At 67.9% G+C, this 15,824-nt stretch carries 16 protein-coding genes; 11 read left to right on the top strand and 5 right to left on the bottom strand.

What is annotated here, in order from left to right; translation table 11 throughout:
• The first annotated feature begins 87 nt into the window (after positions 1-87).
• The 9 genes from K7W42_RS19710 (at position 88) to K7W42_RS19670 (ending at position 7,422) form a co-directional block, all read left to right on the top strand.
• On the top strand, positions 88-1,362 hold the full coding sequence (locus tag K7W42_RS19710) for a 3-isopropylmalate dehydratase large subunit (RefSeq protein WP_224576858.1): 1,275 nt from the start codon (positions 88-90) through the stop codon (positions 1,360-1,362).
• A 53-nt stretch (positions 1,363-1,415) separates the two neighbouring features.
• The gene (locus K7W42_RS19705; RefSeq protein ID WP_224576857.1) at positions 1,416-1,694 is read left to right on the top strand and encodes a hypothetical protein; all 279 of its coding nucleotides are present in this window, start codon (positions 1,416-1,418) and stop codon (positions 1,692-1,694) included.
• A gap of 55 nt (positions 1,695-1,749) precedes the next feature.
• Positions 1,750-2,985 carry a hypothetical protein gene (locus tag K7W42_RS19700; RefSeq protein ID WP_224576856.1) on the top strand — a complete coding sequence of 412 codons (1,236 nt, stop codon included), beginning with the start codon at positions 1,750-1,752 and terminating at the stop codon, positions 2,983-2,985.
• A 1-nt stretch (position 2,986) separates the two neighbouring features.
• Positions 2,987-3,325 carry a hypothetical protein gene (locus tag K7W42_RS19695; protein WP_224576855.1) on the top strand — a complete coding sequence of 113 codons (339 nt, stop codon included), beginning with the start codon at positions 2,987-2,989 and terminating at the stop codon, positions 3,323-3,325.
• A 9-nt stretch (positions 3,326-3,334) separates the two neighbouring features.
• Complete coding sequence (locus tag K7W42_RS19690) at positions 3,335-3,835, top strand: 3-isopropylmalate dehydratase small subunit (protein WP_224576854.1); 501 nt, start codon at positions 3,335-3,337, stop codon at positions 3,833-3,835.
• 57 nt (positions 3,836-3,892) lie between these two features.
• Positions 3,893-4,951, top strand: a complete 1,059-nt coding sequence (gene leuB / locus K7W42_RS19685; RefSeq protein ID WP_157457607.1) for a 3-isopropylmalate dehydrogenase — start codon at positions 3,893-3,895, stop codon at positions 4,949-4,951.
• Between the two features lie 275 nt (positions 4,952-5,226).
• On the top strand, positions 5,227-5,535 hold the full coding sequence (locus tag K7W42_RS19680) for a hypothetical protein (RefSeq protein ID WP_224576853.1): 309 nt from the start codon (positions 5,227-5,229) through the stop codon (positions 5,533-5,535).
• A complete protein-coding gene (pdxR, locus tag K7W42_RS19675) occupies positions 5,508-6,986 on the top strand; it encodes a MocR-like pyridoxine biosynthesis transcription factor PdxR (protein ID WP_369411402.1) in 1,479 nt (492 codons plus the stop codon). The genes K7W42_RS19680 and pdxR overlap by 28 nt, the downstream gene beginning before the upstream one ends.
• 70 nt (positions 6,987-7,056) lie before the next feature.
• Positions 7,057-7,422, top strand: a complete 366-nt coding sequence (locus tag K7W42_RS19670) for a hypothetical protein (RefSeq protein ID WP_157457610.1) — start codon at positions 7,057-7,059, stop codon at positions 7,420-7,422.
• Between the two features lie 404 nt (positions 7,423-7,826).
• Here the strand turns inward: K7W42_RS19670 and K7W42_RS19665 are convergent, their stop codons facing one another.
• From K7W42_RS19665 to K7W42_RS19650, 4 genes are read right to left on the bottom strand one after another with little or no spacing between them, the layout of a single operon-like run.
• Positions 7,827-9,353: a hypothetical protein gene (locus K7W42_RS19665; RefSeq protein WP_224576852.1), complete on the bottom strand. Its 1,527-nt coding sequence runs from the start codon at positions 9,351-9,353 to the stop codon at positions 7,827-7,829.
• Positions 9,350-10,042: a vWA domain-containing protein gene (locus tag K7W42_RS19660; protein ID WP_224576850.1), complete on the bottom strand. Its 693-nt coding sequence runs from the start codon at positions 10,040-10,042 to the stop codon at positions 9,350-9,352. The genes K7W42_RS19665 and K7W42_RS19660 overlap by 4 nt, the downstream gene beginning before the upstream one ends.
• Positions 10,043-10,055: 13 nt before the next feature.
• Complete coding sequence (locus tag K7W42_RS19655) at positions 10,056-12,173, bottom strand: transglycosylase domain-containing protein (RefSeq protein ID WP_224576849.1); 2,118 nt, start codon at positions 12,171-12,173, stop codon at positions 10,056-10,058.
• Entirely contained in the window at positions 12,174-12,461 is a 288-nt protein-coding gene (locus tag K7W42_RS19650) for a hypothetical protein (RefSeq protein ID WP_224576848.1), read from the bottom strand.
• Between the two features lie 537 nt (positions 12,462-12,998).
• Between K7W42_RS19650 and K7W42_RS19645 the strand changes: the two genes are divergently transcribed.
• Positions 12,999-14,207 (top strand): cysteine desulfurase-like protein, encoded by a 1,209-nt coding sequence (locus K7W42_RS19645; protein ID WP_224576847.1) that lies wholly within the window; start codon positions 12,999-13,001, stop codon positions 14,205-14,207.
• A gap of 163 nt (positions 14,208-14,370) precedes the next feature.
• Here the strand turns inward: K7W42_RS19645 and pyrF are convergent, their stop codons facing one another.
• Positions 14,371-15,174, bottom strand: coding sequence for an orotidine-5'-phosphate decarboxylase (gene pyrF, locus K7W42_RS19640; protein ID WP_224576846.1), 804 nt, complete (start codon positions 15,172-15,174; stop codon positions 14,371-14,373).
• Between the two features lie 258 nt (positions 15,175-15,432).
• On the opposite strand from pyrF, the gene K7W42_RS19635 reads away from it, so the two are divergent.
• Positions 15,433-15,824 (top strand): SUKH-3 domain-containing protein (locus K7W42_RS19635; RefSeq protein WP_224576845.1); only part of this gene is annotated, 392 nt, incomplete at its 3' end.

The following is a 15,824-nucleotide window of genomic DNA, read 5'->3' as shown; positions in this document are numbered from 1 at the left end:
TCGTTGGGGGCGTTGAGCGCAGCCTAGCGTTCATTCACCGCGCCCCCGGCCACCTGCGCCGGGGGCTTTTTGTTTGGAGGGATTCTTATGGGAATGACTATCGCGGAAAAGATTCTGGCGGCGCACAGTGGGCACGACCGGGTGGTGCCCGGCCAACTGCTGGAGTGCGCCACCGACTGGGTCCTGTGCCATGAAATCACCACGCCCGCTGCCTTGCGCATGCTGGAAGAACGCGGCATGGACCAGGTGTTCAATCCTGACCAGATTGTGGCGGTCCCTGACCACAGCGTTCCCGCCATGAACATCAAGGCCGCCAAGATGTACCAGAAGCTCAAGAGCTGGGTGCAGGCCAAAGGTATCAAGCACTTCTACGACGTGGGGCGCGGCGGCATCGCCCATGTGGTGCTGGAAAACACGGGCCTGATGAAGCCGGGGCAGACCCTGGTCAGCGGTGATAGCCACACCTGCAACGCTGGGGCACTGGGCGCCTTTGCCACAGGCGTGGGCAGCACCGACCTGGCCGGCGCCATCTACGCGGGCAAGGTCTGGTTCAAGGTGCCCGAGACCATGCTCATTCGGGTCACGGGGCAGACGCAGCCGGGCGTCACGCCTAAAGACATCGTGCTGGAGGTCATCAAGCGGATTGGGGCTGACGGCGCTAACTATATGGTCATGGAGTGGGTCGGGGACTACATCGACGCGCTGGACATGGAAGGCCGCTTCACCCTCACCAACATGGCGATTGAGGCCGGCGGCAAAACCGGCATCGTGGCGGTGGATGACACCACGCGGGCCTACATGTCGGCGCGCGGCGTCTCGCCCGAGCAGTACACCGAATATCACTCCGACCCGGACGCGGCCTACAAGGTGGTGGTCGAGGTTGACGCCAGCGCGGTCGAGCCCACCGTGGCCTACCCCCACATTCCCAGCAACGGGCGGGTGGCGGGCAGCGACCAGATCGCTGTGACTCACGCCTACGTGGGCAGCTGTACCAACGGCCGGATCAGCGACCTGCGCGATGTGGCACGGATTCTGCGGGGCCGCAAGGTGGCCGAGAACGTGCAGATGATCGTGGTGCCCGCCACCCAGGCCATCTGGAAACAGGCGGCGCAGGAAGGTCTGTTAGAAGTCTTCGTGGACGCCGGCGCCAGCGTCAGCTACCCCAGTTGTGGGGCCTGCCTGGGCATGCATTCGGGGGTGCTGGGCCCGGACGACGTGTGTATCTCCAGTTCCAACCGCAATTTCGTGGGCCGCATGGGCGACCCCAGCGCGCAGGTTTACCTGGCCAGTCCGGCGACGGTGGCCGCCAGCGCCATTGCGGGCTACATCAGCGACCCGCGTGAGTACAATGCTGCCGATTAACAGTGGAGATTTGGGCGCAGGGAGGGTTGTTTGGGGGCTACGTGCTGGCCTGCATGGTCTTGGCCTTTCGCCTGCTGGGCGCCGAGCAACTGCCGCTGTCCAGGCGCGCCGCGCAGGCGGTGCCCGGAGGCCTGGTGCTGGCGCTCACGCTCGTCCTTTTCATGGCCTGGTGGCGTTCTGGCGACCGGTTCTGGGAGGTCGCCCGGCAAGCTATCGTGGCGGGCGCCAGTGGGCTGGTGCTGGTGGGCCTCCTGAAGTTAGGGGTGTCGCCCGTCAGGCCCATAGCGCTGTTCGTCGTAGTGTGGGCGCTGCGCGAACGGTTACGGGCCTAGGGCGCCGACGCCTCACCCCGCCCCAGGCTGCGCAGGCCGGTCTAAGCTAACCGCTATGGGAGAAGCCAAACGACGCAAACAACTGGGCCTGATGCCCGCCGTGCATCCCTTTGAAGCCCTGATGGACGCCGATGGGGTGCTGACGTTCGTCAGGGCCCCTGAGGACGCCCGGCTGCGAGAAGAGTTGGCATCGGCCCTGAAGCTGGCGCACCCCTACGGCGCGGCCTGGAACAGCGCTTACCGCACGCAACTGGTCATGCACGGGCGGGTGGACAAGTTTCTGGACACGGCCGAGGACGTGGAGACCATCCCCGTGCCGCCGCACCGCCGCCTGACCGGCGAACTGGCGATTGGGGCCAAGCCCGAGGGCCGTGACCTGCGCGTGGAAGGCGGCCGGGTGCGGGTCCGTGAAGAAGGGCACTCGTTTGACGGCCAGAAGTGGACCTCGTTTCCGTCCAACGCCGACCCCCGCGCGGCCCTGAATTACCTGATGCAGCACCCAGCGGCGCGCCTTCAGGGTGAAGTGGTGGCCGCCTACCGCGCCGAGCAGTGGCGCGAGGGCCGCGTGGACATCGAACCCGAGCCACCTGCTGAACTGCTTGAAGCCCTGGAAGCCCTGACGCGCGAGTGGCACGGCGAGGACGACGCCGGCTGGCTGGCCCTGCACCAGGACGCCGTGCAGGACGAGGCGGCGCCTGCCCCTCTGGCCCGGCGTGTGACCTTTGAATTGCGCCAGCCCGCCCCCTTGCAGTCGCCCCTGAGCCTGGCCTTCGCCACCCTGGGCAATGTCGAGGTCACCCCGCAGGCGGGCGGCAGCAGCTACACCGAAAACGGTGACACCTGGATTTCCTATGAAGACGGCGAGGCCACCGAGGACGGCCTTCCCCCTGAACTGGCAGACATCTTTGACCTGGACACGGTGGCCGTGACCGTCTACGCCGATGGCCGCATAGAGTGGGCGCCCGGCGAGGTGCCCGATGAGGACGCCGAGCGCCTGCGCACCGAACTGAAAGACGCCACTGGAGCTGGCGACCCGGCCGAGTGGGCCGAGTGGACCACCGAGCTGCTGCTGGGCACCTTTGCGGACGAACTGAGTGTGCCCGAAGGCGCCGCGCTGCCGGTGCCCGTGGCCGTGCGGCTGGACGTGCCGGTGGACGCTCTGACGGACCCCGACCCACTGGCTCAGACCTTCATGGAATCTGAGGTGACCTTTGATGGCGCTGCCTGGCGCGACCTGTACGGCGAGGAAGTGCCCGAGGAGCTGCGGGCCTTCGCCGCTGGAGACGCCTGAGATGACCGTGCCGGGCCTGCTTAGCCTGGGTGCCCTGCTGTGGGCTGCCTGGCTGGGCTATGGCCTGTGGCGCTGGCCTGTCGACCGGGCGCGGCTGGTGCAGGCCAGCGCGGTGACTGCAGTGCCTGTCGCCCTGCTGATGAAATTCACTCTGGATGAATCGGTGGCGTGGCGTCACCTGACCTTTCCGGTGTCATGGGTGCTGTGGGCAGCGCTGTGGCTGATCTGTCTGGGCCTGGCTACCGCGCAGCACCACCAGCGTTCGGCAATATGGCCGCCCCTGGGTGTTCCGGTCACGGGCGCCTTGGCTCTGCTGTTGAATCTTGCGTTTTCTACCTAAGGAGTTTCTATGCCCACCGTGCACGTCTTTGCCCGCGATCACATCAACACCGACGAAATTATTCCCGCCCGCCACCTGACCACCGACATAGAAAGCGAACTGGCGAAATACGCGATGGAAGATTACGACCAGGGCTTTGTGCGGCGCGTGCAGGCGGGTGACATCATCGTGGCCGGAGCCGACTTTGGCTGTGGGTCCAGCCGTGAACATGCGGTGTGGGCGCTGCGGGGGGCGGGGGTTGGGGCCGTGATTGCTCCCAACTTTGCGCGCATCTTCTACCGCAACGCCATCAACAACGGCTTCCTGGCCCTGGAATGCGACGGGATTGTCGAGGCCTTTCAGGACGGCGACCCGGCCGAGCTGGACTTGGCCGGCGGCACCATCACCAACACCCGCACCGGGCAGACCCTGACCTTTGTGCCGGTGCCCCAGTTTGCCCTGGACGTGCAACAGGCGGGCGGCTGGCTGGAATATATGAAAGAGCAAGAAGGTGTAGAGCGGAGGCTGTAGGGTTTTTCCCTCTCTCTTCACACAGCCAACCTTCCACACCCCTTCAAAGGAGTTTCTATGTCCAAAGTTGTGACCCTGCCAGGCGACGGTATCGGCCCCGAAATCACGGCGGCGGCAGTGGCCGTGCTGCGCGAAGTGGCCCCCGACCTGACCCTGGAAGAACATGCTATCGGCGGCGGCGCCTACGACCAGTACGGCGACCCCTTGCCCCCGCGCACCCGTGACGCCCTGAAAGACGCCGATGCGGTGCTTCTGGGTACGGTGGGCGGCGCGCACGACAGCCCCTGGAACAGCCTGCCCCGCGCCCTGCGACCAGAATCCGGCCTGCTGGCGCTGCGTAAAGAACTGGGCTGCTACGCCAACCTGCGCCCGGTGCGCGTTCAGCCGGGCCTAGAACACCTCTCGCCCCTGAAACCCGATCTGGCGCGCGGCGTGGACATCCTGATTGTGCGTGAGTTGCTGGGCGGCATCTACTTTGATGGAGACCGCCAGATTGAGGGTGGGGCGGCCTATAACACCATGCGGTACACCACCCCAGAGGTGGAGCGGGTCGCCAAAGTCGCGTTCTGGGCCGCCGAGCAGCGAAAGGGCCGCGTCACCAGCGTGGACAAGGCGAACGTGCTGGAGGTTTCTGAACTGTGGCGCCGCGACGTGCAGGCGCTGCGTGACCGCTCGTACCGCACGGTGCACCTGAACCATGAGTATGTGGACAGCGTGGCCATGCTCATCGTGGCCAACCCCAGCCGCTACGACGTGATCGTCACGGAAAATCTGTTTGGCGACATCCTCAGCGACCTGGCCGCCGTGATTCCGGGCAGCCTGGGCCTGATGCCGAGCGCGTCGCTGGGCGACGGTGCAGGACTGTTCGAGCCGATTCACGGGAGCGCACCGGATATTGCTGGTAAGGGCATCGCCAACCCCGCCGCTGCCATTCAGAGCGCCGGCATGCTGCTGCGCCACGGCCTGAAACGCCCCGACGCCGCCAACCAGATTGACCGCGCCGTGGCCCTGGCGCTGCGGGCGCACCCCACGCGCGACCTGGGCGGCCAGGCCGACACGGCGACCTTTACCCGCGCCGTACTGAGCGCCCTGGAAACTTCTCCAGCGGTGGGTTAAACAGGACGGGGAAGGAGAAGAGAGGCCCGTGCGGCCTCTTTTCTGTGGGGTGTGCTGGGGAGCAGCTGTGGCGTCGGGTGTTTCTGGCGTTCGGAACGGCGGTCTCTGAGGCTGAAGGGGAGAGAGCGGTCCTGCTCTGTCCCACCAGCAGCACAGACATCTGGAAGAGGGCCGCCTGTCAACCGTTCGCCAGTTGCATCACTGTCCCTCGGCTAAACCTCCATTCGTGCTCTTCTCTCTGGTCAACCCTGTCTCCTGAGGCGCATGCTGGCTGTATGAGTGACGCCGTGACCTTTCCTGCGCCAGGCCGGATTCCTTACCCTGGCGGCTGTGTGCTGGAACCTGCGCCCTACGCCCTGGACTGGTTGCTGAACTGGCCAGCCGATGTGCGGGTGGGGGCAACACTGCACCCGGCCACGCCAGTCTTCCCGCTGCTGCGCGAACTGCTGCGCGACCCGGCCACGTACGGAACCACCACGGCGGCCGCCGAAGCTGCCGCCGAGCGCTTTTTGACGCTGGCTGGGCAGGCGCTGGAAGCCGAGGGGGGGCAGCGCGCCTGGCTGGAACGGGAGCTGCGCCGCTGAGCACGTTCCCCACTAGCACAGAGGCCAGTGGCGCCTGGCTGGAAGACCTGCCGCTCCCGCCTGCACAGCCCGGCGAAACGCGCCGCGCCCACACCGCCCGCCTGCTGCGTGAGGCCGTGTCGCGCGGCCTGATTCCCGAGGGGGCTCGCCTGCCCGGTCACCGCCGCCTGGCCAGCGCGCTGGGCGTGTCGCGCAACACGCTGGTGGACGCCCTGACCCAGCTGGAGGCCGAAGGGTACGTGCGCGCCCTGGGCCGCAGCGGCACGGTCGTTAGCGCGCCGCCCCTGACGGCCGCGCCCCCCATGCCGGCTGCCCTGCCCCTGAGCCGCTGGGCCCAGCGCGCCCTGGCCGGACAGGTGCAGGAGGCAGGCGGCACCTTTGCCGTGGATTTCCGGGTGGGCCAGCCGGTCCCCGAGCTGTACCCCGAGGGGCCGTGGACGCAGGCGCTCGCCCGCCGCGCCGGGCAGGCCACGCGCGGCGGGGACTCCGATCCGCTGGGGCCGCTGGACACCCGCCGCGCCCTGGCCGCGCACCTGAATGCCTCGGCCGGGGCGCAGGTCACGCCCGACATGGTGATGCTGACCGGCGGCACGCAGGGCGCGCTGGACGCCCTGGCCCGCGTGTTTCTGGAACCGGGGCGGGTGGCGGTGGCCGAAGACCCCACCTATCCGGGCGCGCGCGCCGCTCTGGCCGCTACCGGGGCGCAGGTGGTGGCGGTGCCCGTGGACGGCGCAGGTCTTCAAACCGAGCAGTTGCCGGGCGCGGCGACCCTGGCCTACGTCACGCCGGGGTGTCAGTACCCCACGGCCGTCACCCTGGGCGCCGCCCGGCGGCAGGCGCTGCTGGCCTGGGCGCGGGACACGGGCGCCTTTATTCTGGAAGACGATTACGCCGCCGACCTGCACCACGCGGGTCGCCCGCCTGCTGTCCTGCAGGGGCTGGCCCCCGAGCGGGTGATTTTGCTGGGCAGCTTCAGCAAGAGCCTGGCCCCCGTGACCCGCAGCGGGTTTCTGGTGGCCCCGCCCGAGGTGCTGCGCGTGCTGACTGGCACCCGCCCCCTGACTGACCGGGTGCCGGGCCGCCTGGACGCCCTGGCGCTGGCCGACGTGCTGGGCAGCGGCGCCTACAGCCGCCATCTGCGCCGCGCCCGGCAGGTGCTGGCCCACCGGCAGGAGGTGCTGCTGGAGGCTCTACGCGCCGCCCTGCCCGGCTGGTCTGCCGTGCCTGTCGCCGCCGGGCTGCATGTCTACTTGCCTCTGCCTGATCCCTGGACCGAGGCCGATGTGCTGGCCCAGGCCGCCGCACAGGGAGTGGGCCTGACGCCGGTGGGGCCACTGGTCAGCGGTATGGGCATGCCAGCCGTGCTGCTGGGGTTTGCGCATCTGCCGCCTGAAGCCCTGCGCGGCGGGGCGGCCCGGCTGGGGGCAGCGCTGCGGCCTGGGCCGATGTAACCGCCCCCGGCTGGGGGGCAGTGCCGTTCTGCGCCTGCCCCCCCGTGTGGGCGGAGTACACTGACTCACAATGCGCTTGCTTTTTGCGGCTCTGGCCCTTGTCCTGACGCTGATGTACTTCACGTTTGGTCTGCGATTTGGGTACGTCACCCTGACCCCCACGTACATGCTGAACGCGACGGGGGAGAGCCGCTACGGCTTCAATGCCTTTGACGAGAAGCAAACCCTGGGGGTGCGCGGCATCTGCAAGGTGGACCGGGGCACCATCACCCTGCGCCTGCTGGACCCCCGTGGCGTGCAGGTGGCCGGCCAGGTCTGCCCCAAAGGCCAGTGGGGCCTGAACGTGCTGGCCAACGGTGCCCAGGGCAAATACGAACTGGTGGTGGATTACAGCAAATTCACGGGCCGCCTGGATATTAAAGAGGCGCGGCAGTAACGCAGAAGAAGGTGGAGGCCCAGGGAAAGTTGCCTGGGCCTCTGTCGTGGGAGGGGTGAGGCGGAAGTTACAGAGGTTAGGAGTGCTGGCGCCGCCCAGCGGTGAGCCTTAAGAGCCTCTAGTCGTAAGTGTCCCGGAGTTGCCCAGATCTAAGCCAGAGCGGCGCCTTGTCTCTGCTTTGATACGGATTCCGCTGAATTGCAGCACAGCCGGACAGGCACCATCTGCGCTTCCATATCGCGAAATCCGCATCTGTTTCTGCTCGCTCTCCTGCGGAGCTTTTCAAGCCTGCTGCGCAGCTTTCCAAGTCCGCTCGGAGCTCAGCGAGCATTCTGCTCAATTCAATCAGAGTCCGTATGAACCGCTAGTCCCTGCGGTTCATCCCTCGTTCCGCTTACCAGCGCTTAGCCCAGCAGACGCCCCAGGCCTCGGCGCGGCGCTGGAAAGCGGGCGGCCTGCACCTGCGCGGCAAACTCTTCCAACGTCTCTTGCAGAACTCGGGCTTCCCGAATCAGAGCGGCGGTTATGTCCTGTACCTGGGTGTCGCGTTCCTGTTCCCAGTGGCTGAGCACGCGCTCGTTCAGGCGGGCGTGGTCGGGGCTGGTCACGTCGCGCGGGGGGGCCAGGCGGTCGCGGGCGTCTTCCAGATATGCCACGCGGTCGGCGGCGCGGGCGGCTTCCTGCCACGCCCCCTGTCCCCTCAGCAGTGCCATGCGCGCGCCCAGCCGCTCCCGTTCCAGAACCGTTCTGGCCCGTTCGCGGCCCTGAATCAGCGCGGCGCCCGCTGCCATCCCCACCAGGGCCAGGGTAAAGACCAGCAGCGACCAGTGCGGCGTAAAGCCTGTGTCCTCAGGCGCGGCGCTGAGGTCGGTCAGTTGCCCTTGCTGCGCGGCATTGGCGGCAATTTCCTGGGTGGTGCGCAGAATGCCGTCCCAGTTCAGGTAGCCTTCCACGCCCAGATACAGGACCACCACGGCGGCAATTCCGGCAAGGTAGGCGCTGGGGCGCGCCATCCCCGGCGTGCTGGGGGCCAGCTTGGCGCGGTAGGCCAGTTCGTCCACCAGCCACAGCAGCAGCACGCTGAACATGACCCCGGCGGTCAGGGCAATCAGGGTGAGGTACAGCCGGGATTCAGGGTTGAACAGCAGGTTGATGCTGACCCCGCTGATAATCCCCACGAAGAACTTGCTGAACACCGCAAAGCCGTTGAATACGCGCTTGGAGCCACTTTTTTGCTCTGGGGGGCGCACGGTGTGGCCCTCGGCGGCCAGCTGGGCTGCGGCCTGCTGGGTGTAAAAGTCCTCGGCCGTGACGGTGTCGGGGCGCACGCCCGCGCGGGTCAGGGCCTCGAAGCGCTCGGCGCGGGCCTGCTCGATTTCGGCGGTGGCCTGCTCGTAGGCGCGCTCTACGCCGCTGCTGGCGGCATTCATAAAGGCCAGGTGTTCCTGCTGCCGCGCCCAGCTACCCCGCACGCCCACCCCGGTTTCGGCCAGCACCCGGTTCAGGGTCACGCGGGCCAGGTCGTAGTTGACCCGGTACTGTTCCACGTTCAGCGTCAGCAGCCGCGAGCGCGACACCAGGGCGGCGCGCGCGGCCTCGGCCGGGATCAATTGCAGTTCACCGCGCAACTCGTCCAGCAGGGTCACGAAGTGCCCTGGCGTCAGCACCGGCATAAAGCCCTCGGCCGCCAGCGGGTCGGGGCGCGGCAGGGCCGGCTCGTAGAGGCGGGGGTCAAAGTCGTCTGGAGCAGGAACCAGGTCCGGCACCTTCGGAGGCGCTGGGAGAGGCGCTGCGGCCTCCTCCTCGGCAAATTCCAGATTCACGTCGCCCAGGTCGGGGCCGCTGAGGGTCACGCGCGACAGGGGCCGAAACTCGGGGGCGAGGTCGGGAGAGAGGGCGGGGGGAGACAGAGGCTCAGGCCGCTCGGTCATCGCCGCGCTCCTTTCACGACATTCGCAAAGGTGGGGTACACGTTCGAGAGGTCGTAGGCCCCGGCCAGCAGCAGCTTGCTGTGACTGCCACTGGTGCCCAGCGCCTTCACGAACGAGTCGCGCACCGACACTCCCCCCGCCCCTGGCTCGGGGCTCAGGCCCGCCACGAACAGCAGCCGCGTGGTCTGGGCCGCCAACAGTCCTTTCACGGTGCTGCTCACCGACGCCCGCTGTGGGTCGTCCAGCAGGGCGCCGTCGGTAAACAGCACCACCACGTCGCCCACGCTGGCCGTCTGGGTGGACCGCCGGGCCGCCTGGGCCAGGCCCGCCGTAATCGCGCTGCCCTTGCCGGTGCACGGCTTGGTCAGTGCGGCGGTGTAGCGCAGGATGTCGGCTTTGGCCATCCTGGCCCCGTTCTTGGAAGAAAACTTGAAATCGGCCACTGTCTGCACCCCCTCACAGATGCGCAGCAGCGTCAGCGTGTCCCCCGAGCGCAGCTGGTTAAGCAGCACGCTCTGCGAGAGCAGCCGCGCCTGGTCGGCGTACTTGAAGGCGGGATTCTTGCTGCTGCCGGTCATGTCCACCGCCACGGTGAAGTGCAGCGGCGGCGTGGAGAGGCCCAGCAGGCTGGAGGCGCTCATGGGGGTGGGCAGCAGGAGAGACAAAGTCAGGAGGGAAGACAGAACCATAACTCAAAGACCTCTAGGGCGTGGGTGGTGTGGGGTTGCGCGGCTTCAGGCCTGCCAGGGGCACGGCGACCCCGCCGACCAGGGTGATGCCGGGTGGGGGCGTGAGGGAACGGCGGTCGTGGGGGAGGTCGCGCAGCAGGCCCACCTCGCGGCAGGCGGTCTGGGCGCGGTAGAGGTTCACAGGCACACTCTGGCGGCCGTCGGGGTCGCCAATCCAGACGGCCATCGCGTACTGCGGGGTCACGGCGGCGCACCAGGTGTCGTTTACGTCGTCAGTGGTGCCGGATTTGGCGCCCAGCGGCATGGTCTTGCCAGCAAAGCGCTGGGCCAGACTGGGGCGCAGGAACGGAACGTGGCCGGCGCTGCTGCTGACCGCCCCAGTCAGCAGGTCAAAGGTCTGGTACGCCACCACCTCATCCCACAGGGGGGCGCAGGTTGGGCGCGGCAGCGGCAGGGGCCGCCCGGCGCGGTCATAAACCTCGGCCAGCAGGTGCGGCTGACAGAGGCTGCCCCCATTGGCAAAGCTGGCATACGCCGCCGCCACGGTCAGCGGCGAAGCGCGGAAGGTGCCCAGGGCGGGGCTGGAGCGGTTTTCGGGGTCGGGGCGGTAGTTCAGGGCGCTGAGGGTCCGCCGCAGAGCCTCCTCGCGCGGCGTGCCCACCTGCACCGCCACCGTGTTGAGGCTGCGGGCATTGGCTTCACGCACGGTCACTGGGCGGTTCAGGAAGGTCTGGGTGCTGTTGCCGATGGCTTGCCCGGCGTAGCGGGTGGGCTGGTCGGCATAGGTGCTCAGCTGCGTGACACCCTCGCCAAAGGCCAGGGCATACAGCAGCGGCTTAACCGTGCTGGCCACGGGCCGCCCCGCTGACGCTGCCCACTGCCGGCCCGGTTCGCTGCTTTGCAGGCCGCCCGTGCTGCTGGCCAGCGCCACGATGCCGCCGCCGCGCACGTCCACAATCGCCGCGCCCTCGGCCACGCCGGGAGCCCGCTCGCCAGTGACGCCCTCACCGCGCACCCGCGTGGTCAGAACGGCCTGGGCGGCGGCGTCTACCGTCAGGACCACCCGGCCCACCCGGCGCGGCTCCAGGCCCGCCGTGCGCAGTTCGCGCCGCACGAGTCCCTGCATGGCCCAGACGGGCTCTGGCTCGTTGCTGTAGTCCGGATTGCGGGTGGCCGATACGACGCGCAGGTCAGCGCCGCTGCCGGCGTACTCCACCTGCCACAGCCGGGGTTGCAGTGGCGCGGCGACCGCTGCCTGGTATGGTTCCTCATTGATCAGGCCGTGCGCGCGCAGAATGTTCAGGGTGGTGAGTTGCTGGGTCCGCATCCAGCGGAAGCGGGCGGTGGCCGTTTCAGGCGGGGTGTCCTCGCTCACCAGATAGCGCCCCGGCGCGGGCAGCAGGCCCACCAGAAAGGCGCTCTGGGCCAGGGTCAGGTCGGCGGGGTCCACGCCGAAGACTGCGCGTGAAGCGTCGTAAATGCCCTTGCGCTGCCCAATCCCAATCCAGGGCAGGCTGTTGACGCTCATGGCCAGCACCTCGCGCCGGCCATAACGCCAGGTGACGAGGGGGGCCAGGACAAACTCGGTGGCCTTGCGGGTCAGGGTCAGCAGCGGCCCGCGCCGGTCGGTGTCGTAGTCGAAGTGCCCGGCCAGCACGCTGTTTTTCAGCAGTTGCATGGTGATGGTGCTGCCGCCAGCGCCGGTCAGCACGGCGCGCGGCAGGCGGCCAGGGTCCACCCCAGAGTGGGCAAAAAACCGCACATCCTCCTTGGCAATGTAAGCCAGCAGGAAAGCGGGGGACACGCCGGTCAGCGGCACACTCAGCGACTCTCGGCAGGGCACGGCGTTCACCGCGCCACCCTCCTGGCAGTGGTCAATGACGCCCATCGGCGCGCCCCGGCGGTCTTGCACCTCAATAGGTTGCAGTTCGGCCCGCAGGTTCCACACCCGGCCCAGAGCTCCGGTGGCAAGGGCACCGGCCAGCCCTACGCCCAGCGTGGCCAGGGTCAGGGCGCCTATCCCGGCCAGCGTGGCCCGCAGGATTCGGCGCAGCGTCCACGGCTGGGGCCGCCGCACAAAAGGGGTGCGGGGCCAGGGGTTACGCCAGCGGCGCAGCAGGGCGCGGGTCACTCAGCGCACCACATCCAGCACGCTGCCGGCGGCGGCGCGAAACTGCCAGTCGCGCGTGACCTGATTCCACAGTCCACTCAGGCCGACCACGAGCACCAGCAGGGCGCCCAGGCCCGCCAGTGCGGTCACCGCCCCTGCCCATGAGGACCGGGGTGCGCGCAGGCGGGGCGTGTGGGCACGCGGCGTGCGGGGAGAACGCTCGCGGCGGACCCTCGGCGCGGCGGGTGGGGGCAGCGGCGCTGACGGCAGACCCGACGAGTAGGGCCGGGGCTTACGCACGAAACTCATGGCCGCAGGATAGGGAAACCGCATGAGGCCCGCATCACACCTTTGGACGATTGGACCGGAGTTAAAGGGTGGGAAGATAGGGGGCTTTGCCTTCAGGCGCCGGGTCGGTGGACCATTCGCCTGAGGTGGTCCTCGCCCCGGTATTCACTCTGCTGTCCTCTGAGCGGCCCGTCAGTGAAACGGTGCTCTGCTGTCCAGCTCTCTAGCCGCTGCGCGAACTTCTCAAGCTTTTGCCAACCTCGGTCGTCTGTCCGCTCCGGAATCTGCCAGCGTGTTCCGCAGCTGCGCAGAGCCGATTGACATATGGGGCAGCGCGGGGTGGTGAAGCTGGCGCGGCCGACAGTTCGGTGCTCCAGGCCGACATAATTGCGCCTAAAGGTGCGGGGGGGGCGCTGGGCTTCTGTCATGTCTCACGCTAAAGCGGTGGCTGTTCTCCGGCATCTGCCCTCTGCCCGCGTAGAGCCTCTGAAAAAGGGCTTAGGCCGAGGCGTTTATTGTCTGGTCTATGGCCCGAGTCAGAGGACTAGACTCGCAGCCATGACCCTGACCGCCCCCCTGCCCACCCGTGACGACCTGCGCGCCCAGTTCCCACCCCTACAGGGCGGGCGCGCGTATCTGGACAATGCGGCAGGCGGGTTGCTGCCCACGCGTGCCATTGCCGCCGTGACCGATCACCTCACGCGCTACGGAGCCACCAACGCCATGCCGGGCCACCAACCGGGCCGCGAGATTCTGGCCCTCAAGCACCGGGCACGGGAAGCCACCGCCTTATTCCTGAATGCCGCCCCCGAAGATGTGGCGCTGGCGCAGAGTGCCACGGCCCTGACCTTCCGGTTGGCCGCTGCCTTCGCCCGGCTGTGGGGACCCGGCGACGAAATTATTCTGAGCGGCTTAGAACACGAGTCCAACGCCAGCCCCTGGCGCGAACTGGAGCGGCAAGGCGTCACCGTCAAGGTCTGGCACGCCCGCCAGCCGGACATGACCCTGCACCCCGACGATCTCTCGGCGCTGCTGTCGCCCCAAACGCGCTTGGTGGCCGTCACGGCCGCCAGCAATGCTCTGGGGGTCACGCCCGAGATTCCAGCCATCACCGCGTTGGCCCGCACCGCTGGCGCCTGGACCATCGTGGACGCTGTTCACGCCGCGCCGCATAGCTTCCCGGATGTGCAGACTTGGGGCGCCGACTTCGTGACCTTCAGCCCCTACAAGGTCTGGGCGCCGCATCTGGGCGCCCTGTGGATTCGCCCCGACCTGCGCGCCACGCTGCCCTGGCCACGGCTGGAGTTTATTCCCCAGGGCGACATTACCGGCCTGGAACATGGCACTCCACAATTCGAGCTGCTGGCCGGCTGGCTGGGCACGCTGGACTATCTGCGCGACCTGGGCGGCCACGCCGAGCTGACCCGCCCAGCGCTGGAGGCCGCCTCGGCCCGTATTCAGGCCCTAGAGGCCCCCGTCATGGCGGGGCTGGTGGACGGCCTGCTGGCCCACGACCTCGTGACGGTGTACGGCCCGCAGGGCATCCAGGGCCGCGTGGGCACGGTGGCTTTCCGTGTGGTGGGGGAAACGCCCGAACAGACAGCGCTGCGCCTGACCAAGCGTGGAGTGGATGTGGCTGCCGGACATTTCTACGCCGTTCAGCCCCTCAAGGATTTGGACCTGTATCCGCAGGGCGTGGTGCGCGCCAGCATTGCCCATTACACGACCGAGGAGGACATAGCGCGGCTGCTGGACGGCCTGGCCTGAGCCTCAGACGGACTCCGCTTCAATCGTTGGGAACAATGATCCAAGCGGAGTGAACTGGGACAGCTGCACCGCAAAGCGAGCAGGAGAACGGGGGGCTGAAGGGCGTAGCGTGAACGAATCGGTTCTTTCCCGCGCTGCGTTCGCGCAATAGACGGAATCCGTATCAGGCCTTCAGCACAGCATTCAGTTCGTCGCGGAAGGTCTGCGCGGCCGCCACACTGGCGTCTACATCCAGTCCACGGGCGTACTGCACGCCCCGGCTGGCGCTGGCCAGGGCGCCTGTGCCGCCAGGGTCAAAGGCGGGGGCCAGGTCAGCGGCGGTGGCCCCCTGTGCCCCCAGGCCGGGCAGCAGCAGCAGGGCGCGGGGCATCTGGGCCCGGAAGGTGGCCAGGTCGCGCGGATGGGTGGCGCCCACCACCGCGCCTACGCTGGCGTACTCGCCGTCTTCCTGGGCATTCAGACGCGTGACCTCGTCGGCCATCCGCTTGCTGACGCCTCCGCCTTGCAGGTCGGCCTGGCCCGGATTGCTGGTCTTGACCAGCACGAACACCGCGCCGCCGTGGGCGCGGGCGGTCTCCACGAAAGGTGTCAGCGTTTCGAAGCCCAGAAAGGGATTGACGGTCAGAGCGGCGCCGGCGTGGCGGCCAGTCAGCCAGCCCTGGGCATACGCCTGCGCGGTCGAGCCGATGTCGCCGCGCTTGCCGTCCAGCAGCACGGGTAGGCCCAAGGTTCGGGCAGCGGCGCAGACCTCCTCCAGCACCTGGAGGCCAGCCAGACCCGCCGCCTCGTAGAAGGCCAACTGCGGCTTCACGCAGGCGGCGTAGGGGGCGGTGGCCTCTAGCACGTCCAGGGTGTGGGCGCGCAGGTGGGCCAGGTCGCGGTAAGCGTCCAGACGCGGATCGAGGCCCACACACAGGCGCGTGTTGAGGCGGCGGGTGCGGTCGGTCACGGCCTGGGCAAACGTCATCGGCCCGAGGCTAACACGGGCGCCGAGCCCCCCAGGAGACCGGCCGGTGTGCGCCGTCCGGGCAGGGCGAATCAGCGCCAGACAGCGGGTGCGCCAGACCACTTCCAGCACCACCTGTTCTGCGGTCCTCTAGGGCGTGTCGGCCAAGTGGTAGTGGCGTGTCCACGACGGAATTGCTCGGCCATACCCGTTGAGTCAATGTACTGGCCGATTGAGGTGCGTTCCGGGACGGCACAGTCAACGTCTACAGTGAGCGGGATGCAGCTTGAGTTCAGTGAATTGGCGCGACGCGCGTTCGAGCAAGGTGGTTGGTTCGAAGGCCGACGGGTTGACCTAACCGACGTGTTTGCGCGCATGGAACGCCAAGGCTGGACCGTGTTTGACGCGGCTCGATCGTTCCTGGAACAGGTGCATGGTCTGACGATCAGCGATACGGTCTTTCAGTGTGAACATATCGCCGACCGCTGGGAAGTGAGAAGCGCAGAGCGGCTCACGTTGACGCCATTATTCCCCATCGGGATGGAATCTGGGTGGTTGCCCTACTTCATTGATGCCACTGGTCGCTTCTACTGGCTCGACAGTGATTTGGCTATGTATGCCTCGCTTGATGACTTCCTGGCACGCCGGCAGTCCTTCTTGCTCCAAGTGAA

This window comes from Deinococcus betulae, assembly GCF_020166395.1.
GTDB classification, from domain to species: domain Bacteria; phylum Deinococcota; class Deinococci; order Deinococcales; family Deinococcaceae; genus Deinococcus; species Deinococcus betulae.
Note: the sequence above shows the minus strand (reverse complement) of the source record. Positions and strands in the feature narration are given on the sequence as shown.

Coding starts and splice junctions, on each gene's coding strand:
- K7W42_RS19710 (WP_224576858.1), top strand. CDS start 88: ATGGGAATGACTATCGCGGAAAAGATTCTGGCGGCGCACAGTGGGCAC.
- K7W42_RS19705 (WP_224576857.1), top strand. CDS start 1,416: ATGGTCTTGGCCTTTCGCCTGCTGGGCGCCGAGCAACTGCCGCTGTCC.
- K7W42_RS19700 (WP_224576856.1), top strand. CDS start 1,750: ATGGGAGAAGCCAAACGACGCAAACAACTGGGCCTGATGCCCGCCGTG.
- K7W42_RS19695 (WP_224576855.1), top strand. CDS start 2,987: ATGACCGTGCCGGGCCTGCTTAGCCTGGGTGCCCTGCTGTGGGCTGCC.
- K7W42_RS19690 (WP_224576854.1), top strand. CDS start 3,335: ATGCCCACCGTGCACGTCTTTGCCCGCGATCACATCAACACCGACGAA.
- leuB (WP_157457607.1), top strand. CDS start 3,893: ATGTCCAAAGTTGTGACCCTGCCAGGCGACGGTATCGGCCCCGAAATC.
- K7W42_RS19680 (WP_224576853.1), top strand. CDS start 5,227: ATGAGTGACGCCGTGACCTTTCCTGCGCCAGGCCGGATTCCTTACCCT.
- K7W42_RS19670 (WP_157457610.1), top strand. CDS start 7,057: ATGCGCTTGCTTTTTGCGGCTCTGGCCCTTGTCCTGACGCTGATGTAC.
- K7W42_RS19665 (WP_224576852.1), bottom strand. CDS start 9,353: ATGACCGAGCGGCCTGAGCCTCTGTCTCCCCCCGCCCTCTCTCCCGAC.
- K7W42_RS19660 (WP_224576850.1), bottom strand. CDS start 10,042: ATGGTTCTGTCTTCCCTCCTGACTTTGTCTCTCCTGCTGCCCACCCCC.
- K7W42_RS19650 (WP_224576848.1), bottom strand. CDS start 12,461: ATGAGTTTCGTGCGTAAGCCCCGGCCCTACTCGTCGGGTCTGCCGTCA.
- K7W42_RS19645 (WP_224576847.1), top strand. CDS start 12,999: ATGACCCTGACCGCCCCCCTGCCCACCCGTGACGACCTGCGCGCCCAG.
- pyrF (WP_224576846.1), bottom strand. CDS start 15,174: ATGACGTTTGCCCAGGCCGTGACCGACCGCACCCGCCGCCTCAACACG.